24 protein-coding genes and 1 pseudogene are annotated in these 21699 nt (G+C 64.6%); 13 read left to right on the top strand and 12 right to left on the bottom strand.

Features of this window, described 5'->3' with window-relative positions:
* Positions 1–2: 2 nt before the first annotated feature.
* The 3 genes from OC450_RS15840 to OC450_RS15830 all read left to right on the top strand — a co-directional run bounded on the left by OC450_RS15840 (position 3) and on the right by OC450_RS15830 (position 2436).
* Positions 3–764 (top strand): SDR family NAD(P)-dependent oxidoreductase, encoded by a 762-nt coding sequence (locus OC450_RS15840; RefSeq protein ID WP_262048250.1) that lies wholly within the window; start codon positions 3–5, stop codon positions 762–764.
* A 10-nt stretch (positions 765–774) separates the two neighbouring features.
* A complete protein-coding gene (locus OC450_RS15835; protein WP_211382010.1) occupies positions 775–1194 on the top strand; it encodes an acyl-CoA thioesterase in 420 nt (139 codons plus the stop codon).
* A gap of 90 nt (positions 1195–1284) precedes the next feature.
* Positions 1285–2436 carry an ABC transporter substrate-binding protein gene (locus OC450_RS15830; protein ID WP_211382009.1) on the top strand — a complete coding sequence of 384 codons (1152 nt, stop codon included), beginning with the start codon at positions 1285–1287 and terminating at the stop codon, positions 2434–2436.
* Positions 2437–2749: 313 nt separating this feature from the next.
* Here the strand turns inward: OC450_RS15830 and OC450_RS15825 are convergent, their stop codons facing one another.
* Together OC450_RS15825 and OC450_RS15820 are read right to left on the bottom strand one after the other, a co-directional pair.
* Positions 2750–3478 carry a glutathione S-transferase family protein gene (locus OC450_RS15825; RefSeq protein WP_262048249.1) on the bottom strand — a complete coding sequence of 243 codons (729 nt, stop codon included), beginning with the start codon at positions 3476–3478 and terminating at the stop codon, positions 2750–2752.
* A gap of 35 nt (positions 3479–3513) precedes the next feature.
* Positions 3514–3804, bottom strand: coding sequence for a hypothetical protein (locus tag OC450_RS15820; protein WP_211382007.1), 291 nt, complete (start codon positions 3802–3804; stop codon positions 3514–3516).
* Between the two features lie 113 nt (positions 3805–3917).
* On the opposite strand from OC450_RS15820, the gene OC450_RS15815 reads away from it, so the two are divergent.
* The gene (locus OC450_RS15815; protein ID WP_211382006.1) at positions 3918–4616 is read left to right on the top strand and encodes a helix-turn-helix transcriptional regulator; all 699 of its coding nucleotides are present in this window, start codon (positions 3918–3920) and stop codon (positions 4614–4616) included.
* A gap of 5 nt (positions 4617–4621) precedes the next feature.
* Positions 4622–4945, top strand: a complete 324-nt coding sequence (locus tag OC450_RS15810) for a YkgJ family cysteine cluster protein (RefSeq protein WP_211382426.1) — start codon at positions 4622–4624, stop codon at positions 4943–4945.
* Here OC450_RS15810 and OC450_RS15805 read toward each other — a convergent pair.
* Entirely contained in the window at positions 4942–5340 is a 399-nt protein-coding gene (locus OC450_RS15805; RefSeq protein ID WP_256805608.1) for a hypothetical protein, read from the bottom strand. The two genes, OC450_RS15810 and OC450_RS15805, sit on opposite strands and share 4 nt — an antisense overlap.
* A 275-nt stretch (positions 5341–5615) precedes the next feature.
* A complete protein-coding gene (locus OC450_RS15800) occupies positions 5616–5963 on the bottom strand; it encodes a DUF3307 domain-containing protein (RefSeq protein WP_211382425.1) in 348 nt (115 codons plus the stop codon).
* 403 nt (positions 5964–6366) lie between these two features.
* On the opposite strand from OC450_RS15800, the gene OC450_RS15795 reads away from it, so the two are divergent.
* The 4 genes from OC450_RS15795 to OC450_RS15780 all read left to right on the top strand — a co-directional run bounded on the left by OC450_RS15795 (position 6367) and on the right by OC450_RS15780 (position 10151).
* Positions 6367–7800 carry a TAXI family TRAP transporter solute-binding subunit gene (locus OC450_RS15795; RefSeq protein WP_262048248.1) on the top strand — a complete coding sequence of 478 codons (1434 nt, stop codon included), beginning with the start codon at positions 6367–6369 and terminating at the stop codon, positions 7798–7800.
* A gap of 122 nt (positions 7801–7922) precedes the next feature.
* Positions 7923–8141, top strand: coding sequence for a hypothetical protein (locus OC450_RS15790; protein ID WP_211382003.1), 219 nt, complete (start codon positions 7923–7925; stop codon positions 8139–8141).
* 102 nt (positions 8142–8243) lie between these two features.
* Entirely contained in the window at positions 8244–9353 is a 1110-nt protein-coding gene (locus OC450_RS15785) for a cyclic nucleotide-gated ion channel (protein ID WP_211382002.1), read from the top strand.
* Between the two features lie 12 nt (positions 9354–9365).
* The gene (locus OC450_RS15780; protein ID WP_256805606.1) at positions 9366–10151 is read left to right on the top strand and encodes an enoyl-CoA hydratase/isomerase family protein; all 786 of its coding nucleotides are present in this window, start codon (positions 9366–9368) and stop codon (positions 10149–10151) included.
* Here OC450_RS15780 and OC450_RS15775 read toward each other — a convergent pair whose 3' ends face one another.
* Positions 10152–10586: a DUF6157 family protein gene (locus tag OC450_RS15775; protein ID WP_211382000.1), complete on the bottom strand. Its 435-nt coding sequence runs from the start codon at positions 10584–10586 to the stop codon at positions 10152–10154. It lies immediately after the preceding gene.
* A gap of 16 nt (positions 10587–10602) precedes the next feature.
* Entirely contained in the window at positions 10603–11247 is a 645-nt protein-coding gene (locus tag OC450_RS15770; RefSeq protein ID WP_211382424.1) for a glutathione S-transferase family protein, read from the bottom strand.
* 99 nt (positions 11248–11346) lie between these two features.
* Here OC450_RS15770 and OC450_RS15765 point away from each other — a divergent pair, with 99 nt between their 5' ends.
* Entirely contained in the window at positions 11347–12327 is a 981-nt protein-coding gene (locus tag OC450_RS15765) for a helix-turn-helix transcriptional regulator (RefSeq protein ID WP_256805605.1), read from the top strand.
* Between the two features lie 138 nt (positions 12328–12465).
* Entirely contained in the window at positions 12466–12699 is a 234-nt protein-coding gene (locus tag OC450_RS15760) for a hypothetical protein (protein ID WP_211381998.1), read from the top strand.
* 56 nt (positions 12700–12755) lie between these two features.
* Here OC450_RS15760 and OC450_RS15755 read toward each other — a convergent pair whose 3' ends face one another.
* From OC450_RS15755 to OC450_RS15740, 4 genes are all read right to left on the bottom strand, one after another.
* Complete coding sequence (locus tag OC450_RS15755) at positions 12756–14009, bottom strand: EAL domain-containing protein (RefSeq protein WP_211381997.1); 1254 nt, start codon at positions 14007–14009, stop codon at positions 12756–12758.
* 274 nt (positions 14010–14283) lie between these two features.
* On the bottom strand, positions 14284–15231 hold the full coding sequence (locus OC450_RS15750; RefSeq protein ID WP_262048247.1) for a fatty acid desaturase: 948 nt from the start codon (positions 15229–15231) through the stop codon (positions 14284–14286).
* A gap of 13 nt (positions 15232–15244) precedes the next feature.
* Positions 15245–16261 (bottom strand): alpha/beta fold hydrolase, encoded by a 1017-nt coding sequence (locus OC450_RS15745; protein ID WP_211381995.1) that lies wholly within the window; start codon positions 16259–16261, stop codon positions 15245–15247.
* Between the two features lie 152 nt (positions 16262–16413).
* Positions 16414–17217, bottom strand: a complete 804-nt coding sequence (locus OC450_RS15740) for an MBL fold metallo-hydrolase (RefSeq protein WP_262048246.1) — start codon at positions 17215–17217, stop codon at positions 16414–16416.
* 143 nt (positions 17218–17360) lie between these two features.
* Between OC450_RS15740 and OC450_RS34330 the strand changes: the two are divergent.
* Positions 17361–17900 (top strand): annotated as a pseudogene (locus OC450_RS34330) (MFS transporter).
* Positions 17901–17917: 17 nt separating this feature from the next.
* Here the strand turns inward: OC450_RS34330 and OC450_RS15730 are convergent.
* Together OC450_RS15730 and OC450_RS15725 are read right to left on the bottom strand one after the other, a co-directional pair.
* The gene (locus tag OC450_RS15730; protein ID WP_211381993.1) at positions 17918–18925 is read right to left on the bottom strand and encodes a zinc-dependent alcohol dehydrogenase family protein; all 1008 of its coding nucleotides are present in this window, start codon (positions 18923–18925) and stop codon (positions 17918–17920) included.
* A 15-nt stretch (positions 18926–18940) separates the two neighbouring features.
* Positions 18941–20554, bottom strand: coding sequence for an acyl-CoA synthetase (locus tag OC450_RS15725; protein WP_211381992.1), 1614 nt, complete (start codon positions 20552–20554; stop codon positions 18941–18943).
* 151 nt (positions 20555–20705) lie between these two features.
* Between OC450_RS15725 and OC450_RS15720 the strand changes: the two genes are divergently transcribed.
* Complete coding sequence (locus OC450_RS15720) at positions 20706–21428, top strand: ABC transporter substrate-binding protein (protein ID WP_262048310.1); 723 nt, start codon at positions 20706–20708, stop codon at positions 21426–21428.
* The last annotated feature ends 271 nt before the right edge of the window (positions 21429–21699 follow it).

Here is a 21699-nt window from a genome sequence, read left to right as displayed (position 1 = left end):
CCATGTTGTTGAAGGATCAGGCAGCCATCGTCACAGGCGGCGCATCGGGCCTCGGCGCTGCCACCGCGCGAAAACTGGCGGCGCAGGGCGCCAAGGTCGCAGTGTTCGACCTCAATGCCAAGCTCGCCGAGACCGTTGCCGCCGAGATCAAGGGCGTGGCCGTGGCCTGCGACGTCTCCGATGCCGCCTCCGCCGAAGCTGCGATCGCCGCGGCCACGAAGGCCCACGGCCCGGCCCGCGTGCTGGTCAACTGCGCCGGCATTGGCGTTGCCAAGCGCGTGGTCGGCCGCGACGGCCCGATGGCGCTCGCCGATTTCGACAAGGTGATCAAGGTCAATCTGATCGGCACCTTCAACATGCTGCGCCTTGCAGCGGCCGAGATGTCCAAGCTCGAGCCGCAGGCGACCGGCGAGCGCGGCGTCATCATCAACACGGCGTCCGTGGCCGCCTATGACGGCCAGATCGGGCAGTCGGCCTATTCGGCCTCCAAGGGCGGCATCGTCGGCATGACGCTGCCGATCGCGCGCGAGCTGGCGCAGTTCGGCGTCCGCGTGCTGACCATCGCGCCCGGCCTGTTCCTCACCCCGCTGCTCGCCAACCTGCCGCAGGAGGCGCAGGATTCGCTCGCCGCCGCGATCCCCTTCCCGCGCCGGCTCGGCCATGCCGACGAGTTCGCTGCGCTGGCGCTGCACATGGTCGAGAATTCGTACCTCAACGGCGAAGTGGTGCGCCTCGACGGCTCGCTGCGCATGGCGCCGAAATAGGACGCGACGCATGTTCGTGAACCAGCGCGACGTACAGATCCAGTGGGGCGATTGCGACCCCGCCAACATCGTCTACTACCCGCGCTATTTCGGCATGTTCGACGATTCGACCTCGACCCTGTTCGAGGTCGCCGGGTTCTCCAAGCAGGACCTGGTCCGCAAATACGGCCTGGTCGGCATTCCCATGGTCGACACGCGGGCCAAGTTCTACATCCCCTCGACCTATGGCGACTGGATCACCATCGAAACCAGGATCGAGAGCATCAAGCGCTCGAGCTTCGAGGTGAAGCACAACGTCTACAAGGGCGAGGCGCTGGCGATCGAGGGTTTCGAGACCCGCGTTCTGGTCGGCCGCGATCCCGTTAACCCCGAGAAGCTGAAATCGGCACCGTTCCCGGCGGAAATGGTAGCCAAATTCACGGGGAGCTAGGTCTGGAGCTAAATCGCCGCATCGCCAAAAGAGGGGGCTGAATTACCCCCCGAATTCTGCTTTCAAAGAAACACGTAAAGGGAGGAATAAATGAAACGCTTTTACCTGACCGCCGCCATCGCTGCGGCGACGTTTGCGCTACCGGCCCTGCCCGCACTGGCCCAGACCAGCGACATTACCATCGGCATCAGCGTGACCACGACGGGTCCCGGCGCGGCGCTCGGCATTCCCGAACGCAACGCGCTGGAATTCGTGCCGAAGGAGATCGGCGGCGTGCCGCTGAAGGTGATCGTGCTCGACGACGGCGGCGATCCGACCACCGCCACCACCAACGCGCGGCGCTTCGTTACCGAATCGAAGGCCGACATCATCATGGGCTCATCGATTACGCCTTCGACGATTGCGGTCTCGAACGTCGCCAACGAAGCCGGCATCCCGCATTTCGGCCTTGCGCCCTTCCCGGTCACCCCGGAGCGCGCGAAATGGTCGGTGTCGATGCCGCAGCCGATCCCGATCATGGGCAAGGTTGTGTACGAGCATATGAAGTCGAAGGGCGTGAAGACGGTCGGCTATATCGGCTATTCCGACAGCTATGGCGACCTCTGGTTCAACGACTTCAAGGCCCAGGGCGTGCCGATGGGCATGACCTTGGCCGACGAGGAGCGCTTCGCACGTCCCGACACGTCGGTGACCGGACAGGTGCTCAAGCTCGTCGCCGCCAATCCCGACGCCATCCTGGTCGGCGCTTCCGGCACTGCGGCCGCGCTGCCGCAGACCGAGCTGCGCGAGCGCGGCTATCAAGGCCTGATCTACCAGACCCACGGCGCCGCCAGCATGGACTTCATCCGCATCGCCGGCAAAGCCGCGGAAGGCGTGCTGATGGCTTCGGGCCCGGTGATGGACCCGGAAGATCAGCCGGACGAGGCCGCCACCAAGAAGCCGGGCCTCGCGCTCAACTCGGCCTATGAAGCCAAGTACGGTCCGAACAGCCGCAGCCAGTTCGCCGGTCACTCTTACGATGCGTTCGAGATCCTCAAGCGCATCATCCCGGTGGCGCTGAAGACGGCCAAGCCCGGCACGCCGGAATTCCGCGAAGCGATCCGCCAGGCGCTGCTGTCCGAGAAGGAATTGGCCGCAAGCCAGGGCGTCTACAATTTCACCGAAAAGGACCGCTACGGCCTCGACCAGCGCTCGCGCATCCTGCTCACGGTGAAGAATGGCAAGTACATGCTGGTGAAGTAGACGCAGCATAGTTTCGAGACGACGAGAGCCGGCCTGATGGGCCGGCTCTTTTGTTTTGGCTTTGAGATTGTCCAGCGTGAAATCGAATCGAGTTCGGCCAACAGCACCGCTCTCTCCGTTCCCTCCCCCCTTGCGGGGGAGGGCAGGGAGGGGGGTGCCACACGGGGATTCCATCCGTCGTGCACCCGGCCTTTGACGCATCATCGACAACCGGCACTTTTTCCTGGGCTACCCCTCTCCCTAGCCCTCCCCCGCAAGGGGGGAGGGAACGCACCGTTGTCGGAGCGCAAGCCGGGTCTCATCCCATCGAGTTTCAAGCCGCCTGCCGCAGCGGGGTCCAGGCGAACTCCGGATAGTAACTGTCCATCATGCGGTCGACATAGGCGGTGAGGTTCGCAAATCCTTCCGCCCGCTGCCGCAATCCGGATTCGAAGAACGGCGTCAGGATCCCGGCGAGCGCGCCGAAGGCGGTGGCATCGACGCCGCAGGGCTTGTTGCCCATCAGATAGGACTTGTCGCCGAGCTGCACCGACAGCGCGAACAGCGAGCGCACCGCGAGATCGACATCGTCATCCGGTCCGTGGCGGCCGAGGCCGGAGAGCAGGTAATTCTCGGCGACGCGGAATTGCGCATCCTCGCGCAGCTTCTCGCGATTGTGCTCCGGTGCGCCGTCGAAGAAATGCGAGGGGCCCTTGGCGAAGTTGACCGGATCGACCCAGCGCGCGCCGACCAGCGCCCAATAGACGTGATGCTCGATCATGCGCTCGAATGCCCAGGCCTGCGCGCGCTCGGCCAGTGACAGGCCGGCGTCGAAATCGAAGCCGTAGCGGCGCTCGATATGGGCGCGGATAAAGGTGGAATCGGCCACCGCCTCGCCGCTATCGTCGATGAAAGGCAGCTGCCCCTTGGGCGAAGCGGGCGGCATCGCGCGCTCCTTCCGGTAGGGCAGTCCCGCCATCTTGAGCTGCACCTCCGTCTTGGTGACGAATGGGCTGATTTCCGGCAGGCCGAAACCGGTGCCAAAGCCGTAAAGCGTGATCATGCGAGCTCTCCTGAACCTGCGAAAGTTGACGGAACCTAATGACGGGCTGCTGCCACCATGGTGGCAGCAGCCGTGATATCTTCTGCGAAGCGGGCCCCTCGCCAGGCGCGGGCCATGACGTGGCGGGCCAGCGCGTCCACAGCCTGAACCAACGAGCGAGCCACCATGGTCGCGAGCGCAAGGCGGAGGTCGACGACCATGAGATCGAGGGAGACGAGGCGGCTGAACGCCCAAGCACGCCAGGCTCGGACTTGCAAAGCCTGGAGCTGGAGAGGCTGGGTCCGCCACAACGGAGCGGCCGGGCCAAAATGTGTTGGAACGATCATGGACAAATCCCCTTCAGTCGATGTGTTGTCCCGGTATAGAACTCCCCTGCTGCCAACATCCTGTCAGCAGCCGCGCGCCGCCTTCTGAAAACACCACCGACAAGAGATCCGTCATGAGACGCGCCGATCGGCTGTTTCAAATCATCCAGGTGCTGAGACGCACACGTAAGCCGCTGACGGCGGACGCGATCGCGGCCGAGCTCGAGACCTCCAAGCGCACGATCTATCGCGATATCGCGACGCTGATCGGCCAGCGCGTGCCGATCCGCGGCGAGGCCGGCATGGGCTACATCCTGGAAAAGGGTTTTGACCTGCCGCCTTTGATGCTGACACCCGACGAGATCGAGGCGGCGGTGCTGGGCGCGCAATGGGTCGCCGGCCATGCCGACTCGACACTGGCGCGCGCCGCCGAAGATCTGATGGCGAAGATCGCCGACACCGTGCCTGAGCGCCTGCGTCCCTTCGTGCTGGAGCCGGCGAGCCGCGCCCGGCCGAGCTGGAACAGGGAGCCCGACCGCCTCGACATGGCGCGCACGCGCACCCAGATCCACGAAGGCAAGAAGATCATGCTGCGTTATCGCGACGAGCAGGGTCGCGCCAGCGAACGCATGATCTGGCCGATCTCGGTCGGTTATCTCGAAGCGGTGCGCCTGCTCGCGGCCTGGTGCGAGCTGCGCGGCGACTTCCGCAGCTTCCGCACCGACCGCGTGGTGGATGCGAGCTATCTCGACGAGAGATATCCGGAGCGTCGCGACGTGCTGCGGGCGAAATGGCGGCAGAGCCTGGTCTGGGGCCCGCCAAAGGACACATGAGCACGATGGAAGAGACCTCCCCCATCGACCTGTCGAGCTGTTGCCAGAGTTGCGGCGCCTGCTGCGGCTATTCGGCGAACTGGCCGCGCTTCTCGATCGAAAGCGACGAGGAGCTTGCCGCGATTCCCGAAACGATGGTCAACGATCGCCAGTCCGGCATGCGGTGCGAGGGCGATCGCTGCTCGGCCTTGCAGGGCGAAATTGGAAAAGCGACCGCGTGCGGCATCTATGCGGTTCGGCCGGAGGTGTGCCGCACCTGCATGCCGGGCGATGCCGAATGCGCAATGGCGCGGCGGAAATTCGGGCTGCCGGTGATCGAGACCGTTTAGGCGGGGACGGCTTCGCCGATCTCGTCGTCGAGCTCGTCGTCGATCGGCGCAAGCACCGAGAGTGGCTTGGTGGACAGCGTGATCGGCTTGCGGCCGCCCGACAGCGACGGCGTGGATTTGACCAAGCCCTCGCGCGACAGCGCGTAGAGCGTCGAGCCGACACGGCCGCCGTTCTCGATCAGGTCGCGCTCGCTGCAGCTGCCTGCGATCGCGACCGCCAGCGAATGCAGGTGGCTGCGGCGATAGCAGAACAGCGCCAGCTTCGCGCGCGCGTCTGGGGAAACACTCTCAACCAGCCTCGGCAGGCCACTCTCGCTGGCGCGATACATCTCGCCAAGGAGTTCGTCGCGGACCGGGCAAAAATCGCTTTCAAAGGCGTCACGACTTGAAAACATTGCAGTTCTCCCTCGACGGCGAGGATGCAGCGCAATTCTCTAATGAAAGGTTAACCACGCTGCCCGGTAGTCACCCGGGGTCCTTGCGCGCTGGCCGCGAATCAGAGGCGCCGGCCGGGACTGCGGTCGCGGCAGTCCTTCGAGACGCCCGCCTTCGGCGGGCTCCTCAGGATGAGGTCTGGAGCTGTTGAAGGACTCTATCCCTCATGGTGAGGAGGCGCGCAGCGCCGTCTCGAACCATAGGGCCCGGGCAGCCACTCCGCGGGAAGCCGCCCTCAGTTCGCCGCCATGAACATGGACAGGCCGAATCCGGTGAGATGGTGCAGCGCCTGGTCGACGCCGATCAGGGTCCAGAACCAGGGATGCGCAAGATCGACACCGAAATTGGCGGAGACAAACCCCTTGGCACGGTCGATCGTGATGTGGATCACGAAATCGATCAGGGCCACGAACCAGAATTTGGGCGCCACGATCAGGATCAGCGGCAGCGCAACCGCAAGGTGAATCAGGCAGTGCACCAGAAGCGGCAAGGCCCAGCCGTGCTTCTGGTCCTTGCCGTGCGCCATCCAGGCGGTCTGGAGGACGAAATCGGCGATGACGTGCTTGAAGGTGAGCAGCAGCATCCAGCCAATGAGCGCTTCGACCGGAATCGCCGATGACATGGATGGAAACGACAAGCTGACGCCCTCATTGACGTGACAAGAAAAATTGGAGCGTTCAGCGCAACTTCTTCTTGGACCGGTCAAATCGCCGGGACCCGCGATTTATGACATCTCCCGAGACGGAATGCAGCCGGGGGAACCGGAAAATCGCCAACTGTGGCTAACTGGTGATAGGATGACCAATCGCCGCGGCGGAAGCGAGTAAGGTTACCTTCGGCTCGAAATTTGCATTCCGTGACCTGCGCGCTATCATTGCCGATAGAGAATATCGTTCTTTTTTCAGACCTTTACGAATTACGGGGCGCCCGCAGCGATCACATCCGCGAGCCGCCCGCCACCGAAGGAATAAGGCCAGAGTGCTGCCATGAGTACTGAAGGCCCTACCGCGTCACCGCCCCGACGCCCCAAGGTGATCAAGACCAATCAGCAGCAGGTCTTCCTCTACGTCGTGCTGACCCTGCTGTTGTCGCTTGCCACCGTCTGGGGCGGCCGCGCGCTGGTGCACAATTCGGAGACGCTGACTTTTGCCGTCGGCGCCCCCAACAGCGACGAGGCGCTGTTCGCGGCCAAGCTCGCCGCTCTCCTGAAGGACAACGCCTCGCGCTTCCGGATCAAGATCGTCAACAACGCCGACAACGCCAAGGCGCTCGCCCAGTTCGACCGCAAGCAGGCCGACCTCGCCGTGCTGCGCACCGACGCCAAGGTGCCGCTGCGGGCGCGCACGCTCGCGATCCTCGAGCACGATCTCGTGCTCCTGCTCGGGCCCGGTACCAAGAAGATCAAGTCGCTCGCCGAGCTGAAGAAGAAGAAGGTCGCCGTCCTCGCAGAAAGCGAATCCTCGCTGGCCTTCGTCCGCAGCATCCTCGACGTCACCGACGGCCCGGACGCGGCGAAGATCCAGATGGCACCGCAGGGCGCAACGCTCGACAAGCTGTTCGCGCCGGCAAGCGGCTTGGGTGCGGTGATCGCCGTCGTCCACGCCTCGAAGGCGGTGCGGGACAAGGCCTATGCGCAGGCCGCCAGGCGCGGCGGCTTTACGCTGAACGCGATCGACGAAGCCAAGGCGCTGGCGCGCAAATTCCCTGGCATTTCCGACGAGACGCTGACGGCAGGCACGCTGTCGGCTTCGCCGGAAATCCCGGACGACGATCTCGACACGATCGGCCTGGAATGGCTGCTCGTGACGCAATCGAAGATGTCCCCGACCACCGCGGGCGAGCTGGCGCGTACCATCTACGAGAACAAGTCCGCGCTCGGCCTCGACAACGGCTTTGCGACCCACATCGAGCCTGCCTCCGTCGAGAAGGACTCCTTCGTGATGGCGCATCAGGGGGCGGCCGACTACATCAACGACGACACCAAGTCGTTCATGGATAAGTACAGCGACCTGATGTATCTGGGCGCTGCCGCGCTCAGCGTCATCGGCTCGATCTTCGCCGCGATCTACGCCAAGATCACACGGATCGCGCCGGAGAAGGCGAGCGAGCTCGCCACCGCGATCCTCGACATCGGCGAGCGTATCGAGCACGCCCGCTCGCTGGACCAGCTCGAATGTCTCCAGGACGAGCTGGAGGGCATTTTGCGCGGCGCCGTCATTGGCTTGCGCGATGGCACGATCAGTACCGACGGGCTCGACACGTTCAAGCTCGGCTACGAATTCGTCCGCGACGAGATCGGTATGCGCCGCGACTACCTCAAACGCCATGCCGGTGAGGCCGAGAAGCTCGCCCAGGACACGGCCCCGCCGCCGCACGACGAGGGCAATCTCGTGGTGGTGAAGACAGCTCAGAGTGCCTGACCTATCGACAGGAAGGTCTCGCGGCGGCGCCTTGCCGACATGTCCCGCACGTCACCATGCCTGGTCCCGGAACCGTCCCCGCCCGCAACCGTTTGGTTCCGGATACAACCGGGGAAGGCGCCATGCGTACACTCCTCATCATCATCCTTCTGGGAATGCTGGTTGCAGCTGGATATTTCGCTTATTCGGCAATGGCGGTCGAAGGTGAGCCGCTTCCGACGGAAGGCTATGTGGCGTTGGCGCTGGGAGCCGGATTTTCCATTGCTGTCGGCATCGGCTTGATGGTGCTGCTGTTCTTCAGCAGCCGTGGCGGCTATGACGAGCCGCCGCATTTCAGGTAACGGCACGCGCGCCCGTCGTTGACGGCTCCGGCCCGGGCAGGCACTTTGGCACCGAGGTTCCAGCCGGGACCGCCAACAGACGAAACCGAGCCGCCTTCCCGCATGTCCAAGCCGCTGATCTCCGCTCTGGCCCAGTTCGCGGCCGCCACGGCCGGCCGCAACATGACCAAGGCGGCCTATGTGGCCGTCGCCGGCGGCGTGCTCGGCATGGTGCTGCTGACGGTTGGCCCAGCCTACGAGACCGCGCACCGCTGGGTGGATGCCCTGCTGTGGGCCTGCCTCGTCTATTTCGTGTTCGAATGGCTGGTGCGGCTGCGGCACATGGCGCGAACGGGGCGCCTTGCGCTCTACATGTCCTCCTCCGCCGGACTGGTCGATACTGTCGGGGCGCTGGCCGTGCCGGTCGCGCTGATGCTCGGCGCCGATCCCGGGACGGCGTGGCTGCTCAGCGTTCTCTGGGTGCTGAAGGTGGTGCCGGGCATCCCGGGCCTGCGGCAGCTTCGCCGCGTGCTGGTTCTGGAATCGGGGCCGCTGGTCAGCGTGCTCGTGATCTTCCTGATGGTGGTCTTCCTGGCCTCGGTCGCCGAATATTTCCTCGAGCGGGACGTGCAGCCGCAGACGTTTGGCAGCGTCCCCGCCGCGCTGTGGTGGGCCGTCGTAACTCTGACGACGACGGGCTATGGCGACGTCGTGCCGGTGACGCCGCTGGGCCGCATGGTGGCGGCGCTGGTGATGATCTCCGGCCTCGGCGTGTTCGGCCTCTGGACCGGCATCCTGGCAACCGGGTTCGCGGCAGAAACGCGGCGCGACAATTTCCTGAAGACCTGGGAATCCGTCAGCAAGGTGCCATTCTTCGCGGCGCTTGGGCCGGCGGCCATTGCCGACGTCACCCACATGCTGCGCACCATGGAGCTGCCGGCGCGCACCATGATCATCCGCAAGGGCGCGCAGGGCGACTGCATGTATTTCATCGCCGCCGGCGAGGTCGAGGTCGACCTGCCCGGCAAGAAGGTACGGCTCGGCGACGGCGCGTTCTTCGGCGAGATGGCGCTGCTCGGCAACAATCTGCGCGGTGCCAACGTCTCGACCACCAAGGTGTCGCGGCTTCTGGTGCTCGACCTGGTCGATTTCCGCATGCTGATGGCGCGTCATCCTGATCTCGCCGAGACCATCGATGCGGAAGCCAGGCGCCGCACGCTCGAAAACAAATAAACGGAGACGAGAATGTCTGATACCGCCGAGGCGGCCTCCGGCCCCGTGTTCGAAATCATCGGCGCACGCGCCACCATCCGCCTCAACAGGCCCAAACATCTCAACCGGCTCCAGGCTGAAGATCTCGGCGAACTGATAATATTGTTCGACCGGGTCGAGGCCGATCCCGATCTCCGCGTGCTGGTGCTGACCGGAACCGGCCGTGCCTTCTCGGCGGGCTATGATCTCAACTCCGTCGCCGAGCGCGCGGTCAGCGCGAGCGAGCAGCAGAGCGCGGGCTCGGCGTTCGAGGTCGTGGTCAACCGGCTGGAGGATCTCGGCGTGCCCACGATCTGCCGGCTCAATGGCGGCGTCTATGGCGGCTCGACCGACCTTGCGCTTGCCTGCGATTTCCGCATCGGCATCGACACCGCCGAAATGTTCATGCCGGCGGCGCGGCTCGGGCTGCATTACTACAGGAGCGGCATCAAGCGTTACGTGACGCGGCTCGGCGTCGACAATGCCAAGAAGCTGTTTCTCACGGCACAGAAGATCACCGCGCCGGAGATGCTGCGGATCGGCTATCTCACCGCCATGGTGCCGGAGGAGATTCTCGACGAGGAAGTCGACAGGCTCGCCGGCGTCCTCGCCGGCAATGCGCCGCAGGCGATGCGCGGCATGAAGCGGGCGATCAACGAATTCGCCCGCGGCGAGCTCGATGAGCAAGCCGCCGACCAGCGCCACCGCGACAGCATGCGCGGTGACGAGATCAAGGAAGGCATCAAGGCGTTCGCGGAGAAGCGGGAGCCAAAGTTCTGATCACGCCCGCTTCGACCGCATCGCGCGCACCTGCGTGAGCTTGGGATCGCGGACGAGCGCCTGGTAGCGTTTACTGTCGACGGCGTAAATCGCGATCCGGCCCTCACTGTCGGCATGAACGCCCCAGCCGAAGCGCTTGCCCAGGCTCGACGCTCTCATGCACGCCTGCCCCCGGGAGAAGAACGCTTCACGTGCCGCACGCTTCTCCGCCTTCGTCGCCCTCACATCGAGCTCGCGTCCCGGCGCGGACGTCGCGAAGATCACGTCGTCGGACGTGTGCTTGTAGGGTGCCTTGGCGATCATCTCGTATTGCAGGCCGGCCACGGTCGGCTTTCCCGCGCGCAGCGGCGGTTCCTCGCCGGCACGCGCGGGACAGTCTTCAGCGACCCGGATGAAGGTGTTGAAGCAGTTGGTCGTGTGCATCGGCTTCGTCATCCGCAATCCAGATCGTTCATCCGACTGCCGCTGCGGCATGCCGCGCGGCCATCTCGGCGTCGGCCGCAGTGATCCGCTGGAAAGCCGGCCGCGACGTCATGCGCTCGGCATAGCGGACGAAGACGTCCTTTTTCGGCACGATCCCGAACATCATCGTCCAGCTGAACGCGACACCCCACAGGACATCCGCCGCCGTCATGCGCTCGCCGAGCAGATACGGCCCGTTCGACAGCTGCGCTTCGAGCGCGCCCAACATGATGTCGTAATCGGCATAAGGCGACTGCGTGATCGGCGCCGGCTCGCGTTGCATGAACTTGTCGATCAGGGCCGGCTCGAACGAGGCGCCGTAATAGGCGATCCAGCGCAGGTAAGGACCGCGCAGCGGATCGTTCAGAGCGGGCGTCAGCCCGGCCTGCGGAAACAAATCGGCGAGATAGATGGTGATCGCGACCTGCTCGGTCACCAGCGCCCCGCGGTGGCGGATCGCCGGCACCTTGCCGAGCGGATTGATGGCGAGATAGGCGTCCTCGCGCTGCTCGCCGGCCTTCATGTTGAGGATTTGGAGATCGTAGGGCGCGCCCAGCTCCTCCAGCAGCACCCGCGTGCCGGTGGCGCGGGTTTGGGGTGAATAATACAGCGTGATGCGGTTCGGATCGGTCATGGCAGGTCTGGTCATGGCAGGTCTCCATCTGGCCGGCTGGCGATGGCGGTTGTAGCGGACCATACCTGACATCTTGTGTCAGGTATGGTTTAAGGGATCATGCGCGCGAACCGGATGATGTCGATCCTCACCACCCTGCAGGCCAAGGGGCAGGTCACCGCGCCCGAATTGGCCGAGGCCTGCGAAGTCTCGGTGCGCACGATCTATCGCGACATCGATGCGCTCGCGGCATCCGGTGTCCCTGTTTACGCCGACCGCGGTGCAGAGGGCGGCTATCGCCTGCTCGACGGCTATCGCGTGCGGCTGAACGGACTGTCGCAGAGCGAGGCGGAGGCGCTGTTCCTCACGGGATTGCCGGGACCGGCGGCGGCGCTCGGGCTCGACGCGGCAATGATCGCTGCGCAGAACAAGCTGATGGCCGCGCTGCCCGCGAATCTGCGCGAAGACGCCGGGCGGATGCAGGAGCGTTTTCATCTGGACGCGCCCGGATGGTTCGGCGAGGCGGAGCAACCAAAGCATCTGCGCACGATTGCCGGCGCGGCTCTGCGCGGAACGCTGATCAAGATCCGCTACCAGAGCTGGCGCGCGCAGAAGCAGCGCCGCGTCGCGCCGCTCGGGCTCGTGCTGAAGGGCGGCAGCTGGTATCTCGCAGGGCAAGTCGACGGCAGCGTGCGCACCTATCGCGTCGCGCGCGTGCTCGACTGCACCGCGCTCGACGATCGCTTCGACCGTCCCGCCAATTTCGATCTCGCCGCTTATTGGCGCGACGCAACGCTGCGTCTCGAGGCCGAGATGCATCCCAATGTCGCGGTCGTCCGGTTGTCACCGTTCGGCGTCAAGCTGCTCGATGCGCTGAGCCAGCCTTACGTCAGGGCGCGCACGCAGCTTGAAGAGACGGCCGACGCGGATGGCTGGCGCATCGCCAGAGTGCCGACCGGCAAGACGTCATGGCATGCGGCGGCCGAATTGCTGCGGCTCGGGCCCGAGGCCGACGTGCTGGCGCCCGCCGACCTCCGCGAGAAGATGGCGGAGATGACGCAGGCCATGGCCGCGCGGTATCGCGCGGCGCGTAAAGCCTGATATCGGCGTATTTCGCCGCAGCCGACGAAACAGTCCTGAAACACGATTCTCGGTCCGCGCCGTGAACGCATTCGCGCTTCGGTCCGACCGAGAAGCAGGGACACAACAACGGCCTTTGCGCCACACTGGAGAATGAAGATGTTTCGCAAGCTTGCACTTGGTCTGATCGCTGCCGGCTCGCTCGGCGTTGCCGCTCTCGCGCCCACCGCCGCGTCCGCTCACGGCTTCCACCATCACTGGGGTCCCGGCTGGGGCTTCGGCGGCGTCTATGTCAACACCGGCGTCAACAATTGCTACCAGGAGCGCGTCGTCCAGACCCGCCACGGCCTGCGCGTCCGCGTCGTGAACGTCTGCGCGTACGGGATCTACTGAACACGCCTGCATCGGCTGGCGCAGCCCCGGTCGCTTCGCGACCGGGGCTCGTCGTCTCAGCTCGCCAGGGCTCTCGCCGCCGGCACGCCGCGCTGCAGCGTCACCGATCCGGCCTGATCGTCGGCAAGCGAATTGCGCTGCGATATCCATTGTTCCGCGCGCGATCGCCGCAGCGAGGGGGCGAAGAAGAATCCCTGGGCGACATCACAACCGATCCGGCGTATGGCCTCGAGCGCTTCCTGGCTTTCGACGCCCTCGGCCACGACCTTCATGTTGAACGCCCTTGCAAGTGCGACGGAGGCATCGACGATCTTCATCATGTCGTCATCGGATTCGCAGCCCTTGATGAAGGACTGATCGATCTTCAGCTCGCTGAACGGCAGCCGCGCCAGGGCCGCGAGCGACGAATAGCCGGTGCCGAAATCGTCGATCGCCGTACCGATCTTCTTGATCCGCAGCCGCACCAGAATGTCATTAGCGCGATCGACGTCGGCCATCGCCGTGGTCTCGGTGATCTCCACGATCAGCGACGCCGGAGGGACGTTTTCGCGGCGCAGAATCCCCTCGATCCGGTCAGGCAATGTCAGATCCGACATGAGCGAGCCCGAGATGTTGACGGCGATGGTAAGACCGGGATTGAGCTCGATCAGCTTACGGCCCTGCGACATCGCCGAGGACAGGATGCAGTCGGTCAGCCCGCGCATGAGGCCGGCGCCCTCGGCGATTGGAATGAAGACCAGTGGCGAGACGATGCCAAACTCGTCCGTGCGCCAGCGCGCGAGCGCCTCGGCGCCTATGACCCGTCCGGTCTGGAGCGCGATCTTCGGCTGGAATTCGACGAAGAACTCGTGGTCGGCGAGGCCTCGCGCAATTCTCTCCGGTGTGACCAGGAGCGACGGCGAGGCCGACGTCGCGGCCAGCGGCGACCGCCGCGGCCGTTCGAGCGCGCTGCGCAGGCGGCTTAGATCTAGCGGCTTGGTCAGGCATCCGCCAAGCGTCAGCTTCAACGCGCTCGTAACCCGCCGTGTCGCCTTCATGATGCGGTCATCGCAGCCACTGATGATGACGATCGACATCGCGCGGAAATTCTTCTCGGCCACGAAACGCAGCAGCTCCACTCCGTCGCGTTCGCCGAGCGACAGGTCGAGGACCATGATTTCGAAGGCTTCGCGCGCCAGAAGCTCGGTTGCGGCCTCGTAAGAGGAAGCGACGACGGTCTCGTAGCCGAGTTTCGCCCCGATCTTGCCGATCAGAACCCGTTGCACCAGATCGTCGTCAACCACCAGAAGGCGGCTTCTCGTTGCGCTCATGACCCATCACTCCAGACATCGGCTGCGTTGATGCTTTCGACATTAGAACGACGGGCTTCGCGGGCTCGTGAATACAAGACTCCTAAAACTTTCCCGATCTGGAAGAATTCGTTAGCCACGATTCTGTGGCTTACAAACGGCTGATTATATTGAATATTCTGGAGCCATCGACCAGACGGTATCGGAATGACCCGCCCGAACTGCGGGCGCGATGAACCCGCGGTAAAGCTTCCTATCGGAAGCCGGCAAAAGGCGTTGGCGAGAGGCCGCGCTGCTAGCTAGCCTGCCGCTGCCTGCGAAACCAGGCCCAGGTTTCGCGCGTCGTTCTGAGGTAGCCGCGGCCGCGATGGACGATCTCGCCGTCGACGATCCCGTTCAGCTTCGGCAGCGCGTGAAACGGGATCGAGGGATAGGCGTGATGCTCGACATGGTAGGGCATGTTCCACGCCAACCATTTGACGATCGCGGCGGTATAGGTGGTACGGGTGTTCTGGAAAGCGCTGCGGGTCCGCTCGCAGCCGGTGTGCTCGGCGTACAGATAGGGCCGCAGGAAGAACTGCCCGATGATCAGCGGCACGATCCAGACCCAGAGCAGCAGCGCTGAGGCGAACCACAGCGACAACACGAGCAGCAGCGCATAGAGCGCGACATAGACCCGCGCCTCGGTCACGATGATGGCGCGCCGGTTCTCGGGAATCCAGGGCACGACGACCTTGCCGCTGACGGCATGGCCGAGCATCAGCCGGAGGCGGCCGGCAACCTGGAGCAGGCCGCTATAGGCAATCGCGAGCTGCGCGTCGGATGTCGGCCTGACGCCGACGATGAGCTCCGGGTCCTTGTCCGGATCCTGGGTGTAGCGGTGATGGTCCCAGTGAAACAGGCAGTAATATTCGTAGGGCAATCCGATGATGAAGGCCGAGAGATAGCCGACCGCGAGATTGAGGCCGCGGCTCCTGAACGCCGTCTTGTGCGCCGTCTCGTGCACCGCCATGAACAGGAAGGCGACGACATAGCCCTGCACAGCCATCAGCGGCAACGCCCAGAGGACGCCATGACGTGAGGCGACCATCCAGATCAGCCCGCCGACCAGCAGGATCACGCCGTAATGGCCAAGGCTCTGCGCGGCGCCCCTGAGATCGGAGCGTACCGACAATTCGCGCAGCATTGCCGGGCTCAGCGGCTTCAGGCGATGGCCGGACTCTGAAACGGTTGCGTCGGTCATGATCGATGCCCGCCTATTTGCCGAGAAGCTCCGCGACCTCGGCCTTGATGAAGGCCTGATCGCGCGGAATGTTGACAGGGTTGCCGGCCCGGTGGCCGTGCAGTGACGGAATGGGATGGAGCACAGCCGACCTGGCGTTGACGAGACGTCCGAGTTCGTCCTCGTTGTCGCGGACGTCGAAATAGCGATCGGTCGCGCCCGGCATCAGCAGCATGTGCGCCTTGATCGCGGCCAGCGCCCGATCGAAATCGCCGCCGAATGCCGTGCAGCGGCTGATATCGCCGTTCTGCCAGATGCCGATCTGCGCCAGCAGATCATTGGCGTCACGCCGCGCGAACGCCGCGTCCCAGGCACGGACGAGATAGTCCTCCAGCGAGGTGAAGCCTGCCTCGCGCCAGACCTCGTCGCGGTAAAAGCCGTGCGACATCGCCCAACCTGCGTAAACGCGTCCCATGGCGCGATAGCCTGCGACGGGCTTCTCGACGAAGCGGCCGTCGCGGAAGGCCGGATCGCCGGTCAGCGCGCCCTTCACGCTTTCGAGGAAGACGTAATTATAGGGCGCGCACCGCGCGCTGCCGCAGACGACCGCGGCACGCTCGACCATGTCGGGATGCAGCGCCGCCCAGTGATACGCCTGCATTGCTCCCATCGACCAGCCATAAACGAGGGCGAGCTTCGAGATACCGAACCGCTCGGTGAGCAGCATGTGCTGAACCGCGATGGCGTCGTGACAGGTGACTTGCGGAAACGGTTCGGCGGTATTCGACGGCGAGGACGACAGGCCATTGCCGAACAGGTTCGGGATGATGATGAAGTAGCGGGTGGGGTCGAGCACGCCGGCGGGCCCGATCAGCCACTCGGTATCGATGTGCTGCGCGCTGAACGAGGTCGGATAGAGGATGACGTTGTCCTTGTTCGGGTTCAACGTGCCGTAGCTCTTGTAGGCGAGGCTCAGCGCGGGAAAGACGACGCCGGACTGGAGCGTGACGTCTCCGGCCTCGAAAATCTCGTAGTCGCGCTCCGCCGTCATGCGTTCAACTCCCACGCGGCCGCACAGCGCGCCGCCGAACCGACGATGCATCGATCGTGCCGATCTCGCGGACGCGTCGTTGCGTCACGCTTAATAACTGTACTTTTAGTCCATTTATTAACGGCCGGCAAGAAGAATTCGATCGCACCGGCTCAGACGATGGCAGCCAGATAGCGTGCGACAGACGCCGCGAATGCCGCCTTGGCGCCGGCCGCGACGTTGCGGCCCCACCAGGCACCATAGATGCGATCGAAGACCAGCGGCTCGACGGCAGCCGCAATCCGTCGCACGGCGGCGGCGTTCAGCGGCATGTAGTTCGGATAAGAGTACATGAAGCTGACGAAGCGGCGGTCCATCGTCACCTGCGCGATATCGCCGGTGAGCAGCGCGCCCCTGCCATCCGCGCCGCGCGACCAATGCAGCATGGTCGCGCCGGGAAAGTGTCCGCCGGTGCGCAGCAACTGCACATCGTCCGAGATCCGATGCTGATCGCCGGTCCAGTGCACGATCGATGAATGCGGACGCGTCACCCATTCGCGGTCGTCCGCATGCAGGTAGACCGGCACGCCGCCGAAGGCATCGTTCCAGTCGGCGAGCGCACCATAATAATGTGGATGCGAGATCGCGATCGCTTTCAGCCCGCCGAGCGAGCGGACCTGCGCGATCGCCTCCGGTGTCGCCAGCGGCACGCAGTCCCACATGACGCAGCCGCCTCCCAGCGGCACCAGCAGCGCCCGCTGGCCGATGGCGAAGCTGGGCTCGAGCGCGATGCCGGTCAGGCCGAGATCCTCGCGCCAGAGCACGCGGTGACGTTCCGAGAGCGTCTCGCGCGTGATGAAGGTCTGGCCGTTCCAGCCGACGAACTGCCGTTCGTCCTCGCAGATCGGACAGGACGCGGGCGGATTTCCGCTGTCCGGGAATTGCGCGCCGCAGGTTTCGCAGGTCCACAGAGGCATGGTCGTCATCCAGCTGTTGCAAATACGGTCGGAACCAACGCGATGAGGGCAGGTTAGATTCCGATCAGCGCCGGCACAATGGGCTGGCAGTCTGCGGGTGGCGCGAGACCCATTTGATCGACAGGAGCATTTTCAACGTCTCGATGACATCGCGCCCTTCATCACCCAGTCTCTGGCCCCTGTACGCAGTCAACTTCTTCATGGCCGACATGCAGTCGGGCATCGGACCGTTCGTCGGCGTGTTCCTTCAGGAGCGCGGCTGGGCGAGCGGATTGATCGGCACCGCCATGACGATCGGCAATGTCGCGGGCATGCTGGTCACGACGCCGATCGGCGGCTTCATCGATTCCAGCCGCAACAAGCGGCTGTGGCGTGCTCGCCTTCTTCGTCACGGGATGGTGGGGCGTCGAGCCGATGCAGGTGCTCGACGGCATCGGCACCGGCCTGCAGACGGTAGCCGTCCCCGGCATGGTCGCGCGCTCCCCCAATGGCACCGGCCGCATCAATCTCGGCCAGGGCGCAGTGGTTACTGTGCAAGGCGTCGGCGCGAGCCTTAGTCCGCGCTCGGCGGCTGGATCGCGCAATGGATCGGATACGGACCGACCTTCCTGCTGCTCGGCGGATTTGGGCTGGCGTCGATGGCGCTGTGGCTGGCGTTCGGGACGCACGTGAAGAAGTATTAGACCGTCATTGCGTGCTCCTAGGAGAACTCCACCACGATCTTGCCGAAGTGTCCGCCCCGCTGCATCAGCCGCAGTGCGTCGGGCACGGCATCGAAGCCGAACACGCGGTCGATCACTGGCTTCATCCCGTTGCGCCCGATCGCGGCGGTCATGCCCTCGAACATGCGGCGGCTTCCGACGGAGAGGCCGATGACGTGCAAATTCTTGGAGAACAGGCTCGGAATCGCGATCTGCTGCGAGAAGCCGGAGAGCACGCCGATCACGAGAATGGTCCCGCCGACCCTGACAGCCTCGAGCGACTGCGCAAAGGTCTCCTTGCCGCCGACCTCGACAACGTGGTCGACGCCGCCGCCGGTCCAGTCCGAGGCCGCCTTGCCCCATTCCGGAACCGAGCGGTAGTTGATGGTGTGGTCAGCCCCGAGCGCGCGGGCGCGTTCGAGCTTCTCGTCGCTCGACGAGGTCACGATCACACTTGCGCCGGCGAGCTTTGCGAATTGCAGCGCGAAGATCGATACGCCGCCGGTGCCCTGCACCAGCACGATGTCGCCGGGCTTCACATTGGCTTCCTCGAACAGCGCGCGCCATGCCGTAAGCCCCGCGCAAGGCAGCGTCGCAGCCTCCTGGAACGAAAGATGCGAAGGGATGCGGCTGACCCCTTCGGCGTCGAGCAGCATGACCGCCTGCAACACACCCGGCCGCGTGCCGCCGAGCGCGTAGCGGCGACTGGTCGCCGAGACCTTCCCGTCGATCCAGGACTGGAAGAACATCGGACAGACGCGATCACCGACCGCGACGCGAGCAACGCCCTCGCCGACCGCGATCACCTCGCCGGCACCATCCGAGAACGGGATCAGCGGCAATCTGGTGACTCCACCCTTGCCCTGCACCGTGAGCAGATCGCGATAGTTCAGTGATGCCGCCTTCATCCGCACCGCGACCTGGCCGGGGCCGGGCGCGGGCTCGGGCAGATCGGCCAACTCCATCCCCTCGATCGACCAGTCGCGCGCGACCTGCCAGGCTTTCATGGCAAATGCTCCGTCTCAGGTGCCGAAGCTCTTCTGGACCGCCTTGTCGAGCGTCTCGCCGCCGACGAACCGCTGGCGCAGCTCGCGCTTGAGCAGCTTGCCGCTCGGGTTCTTGGGCAGCGCGTCGACGAAGATGACCCGCTTGGGCACCTTGAAATGCGCCATCTGGCCGGCGCAGTGCCTGATGACGGACTCTTCGTCGAGCCTCTCGCCGCTCTTGACCACGACGATCGCGGTCACCGCCTCGATCCAGCGCGGATCGGGCAGACCGACGACGGCGACCTCCGACACGGCGGGGATGCGATAGACCATCTCCTCGACCTCGCGGCTCGCGACATTCTCGCCGCCGGTCTTGATCATGTCCTTGACGCGGTCGACCACGGTGATGTGGCCCTCGTCATCGACCGTGGCGAGGTCGCCGGAATGAAACCAGCCGCCGGTGAACGCGGCCGCGGTCTTCACGGGATCGTTATAATAGCCGGACAGCAGATGCGGCGAGCGGTGCACGATCTCGCCGACCTCGCCCACCTTCACGTCCTCCATCGCCGTGTTGACCACGCGCGTCTCGACATTGAGCACGGGCTTGCCGGCCGAGCCGGCCTTGCGCAGCTGATCCTCCGGCCGCAGCACGGTCGCGAGCGGCGCGATCTCGGTCTGGCCGTAGAAGTTCCAGAATTTGACGTCGGGCAGCCGGCGCTGCAGTTCGAGCAGCACCTCCACCGGCATGATCGAGGCGCCGTAATAGCCCTTCTGAAGCGTCGACAGATCGGTCTTGTCGAAATTCGGCGAGCGCAGCATCGCGATCCAGATCGTCGGCGGCGCGAAGAAGGAGGTGATCTTGTGGGCCTGGATCAGCGCCAAAATGTTGTCGGCGGTCGGCTTGCCCGTGATGACGCCGGAGGCGCCGAGATAGATCTGCGGCCCCAGAAAGACGTCGAGCTGCGCGCAATGATAGAGCGGCAGCGCGTGCAGAAACTTGTCGTCCACGCTCATGCCGCCGTCGATGATGCAGCTGACGTACTGCCACATCACGGCTTCATGGGTCAGCATCGCGCCCTTGGGCAGCGACTCCGTGCCGCTGGTGTAGACGATCTGCGCGAGGTCGCGGCTGTCGACGGACGCTTCCAGGAACGAGCCGTCGGCGGCAAGAAGATCATCGAAAGTGGTCAGGCCCGACGGCGCCGTGGCGGGATCCTCGCCCGGCAGCCAGATGATCTTCTCGACCGCGCAATCCCTCGCGCTTGCGGCGCGTGCGGGCTCGACGAAATCCGGCCCCGTCGCGAGCAGCTTGGCTCCGGAGCTTTTCAGGATGAAATTGATCTCGTCCGGATTGAGCATGAAGTTGATCGGCACCAGCACCGCGCCGATCCGCGCGAGCGCGAAGCGCAACGCGGCGAAAGCGTGCGAATTGCGCGAGAGCACGGCCATGCGGTCGCCCTTCTTGACGCCGAGAGCGAGCAGGCCGCGGCCCAGCCGGTTGCAGATCGCGTCCATCTCCGCAAAGGTCCAGCTGATATTGCCGCAGCTCACCGCGAGCTTGTTCGGCTCGCGGCCCGCCGATCGACGCAAGAGATCGCCGATGGAATGCTCGCGCGCTTTGGATATGGTGGCTGCGGTGTCGTTCGACATTTCCATTCCCCTCAAGATCTGCAATTTACGCGACGTTCCGAGCCCTAACGTCCGCCAGGCTCTTCCATCGCTTTTCGAGTTGCGCGAAGCGTAGTCGGCGCTGTCGGCTGCGTCAAATTCCTGCGCGCTGGCGTCATGACGCAAGAATTGCATCCTCGCCGCGGCAACTTTAGGCTGGCGCGCCAACTGTAAATATTGGGGGAAATGTCATGTATCGGATCGCGCGCGCCGCCTTTGCGGCCGGGCTACCGCCGACTACGTGTTCGGCCATTCGCTCGAGCGCGACACCAGCGATGTCGTGAAGGCCGCGGGCGGCAAGGTGCTCGGCAGCGTCAAGCATCCGCTCAATACCGCGGACTTCTCCTCCTTCCTCCTTCCTCCTTCCTGCTGCAGGCACAGGCCTCCAGAGCCAAGATCATCGGGCTCGCCAACGGCGGCGATACCATCAATGCGATCAAGCAAGCCGGCGAGTATCGTCGCCGGCGGCCAGAACCTCGCGGCCGTCGTGATGTTCATCTCCGACGTGCACAGCCTCGGGCTGAAGCTCGCGCAGGGGCTGATCATCACCGAGGCCTATTACTGGGACCTCAACGACAAGACGCGCGGCTTCGGCAAGCGCTTTCTGGAGCGCGTCAAGCGCATGCCTACGATGAACCAGGCCGCAACCTACAGCGCGGCGCTGCACTATCTGAAAGCCGTGCAGGCCACCGGCACCAAGGACACCAAGACGGTGATGGCGAAGACGCGCGAGCTGCCGGTGAAGGACGCCTTCACCGACAACGGCACACTCCGCGATGATGGCCGGATGGTGCACAGCATGTACCTGTTTCAGGTCAAGAAGCCCGAGGAATCCAAGGGTCCGCGGGATTATTAAAAGCTGCTCGCCGAAGTCCCCGCCGACCAGGCTGTCCGGCCGCTGAAGGACGGCGGCTGCCCACTGGTGAAGTAACGCTTTGCACACATTGTGGACCTGCCTTCCGTGACAGGGCGGGTCCACGACATTGCATCGCACGGAAAAACGAGCGAGCGCTCTCTCAGAAAATTCTGGTCCGCCCCCTTTCCCGATGGCTGCTCTCTGCGCTAGGAATGACGACAAGGGTGTAAAGCCCACGCCTGGATCAACAACATCGCCACAAGATCCGGGA

The organism is Bradyrhizobium sp. Bra78 (assembly GCF_024519855.1).
GTDB classification, from domain to species: Bacteria; Pseudomonadota; Alphaproteobacteria; order Rhizobiales; family Xanthobacteraceae; genus Bradyrhizobium; species Bradyrhizobium japonicum_G.
Note: the sequence above shows the minus strand (reverse complement) of the source record. Positions and strands in the feature narration are given on the sequence as shown.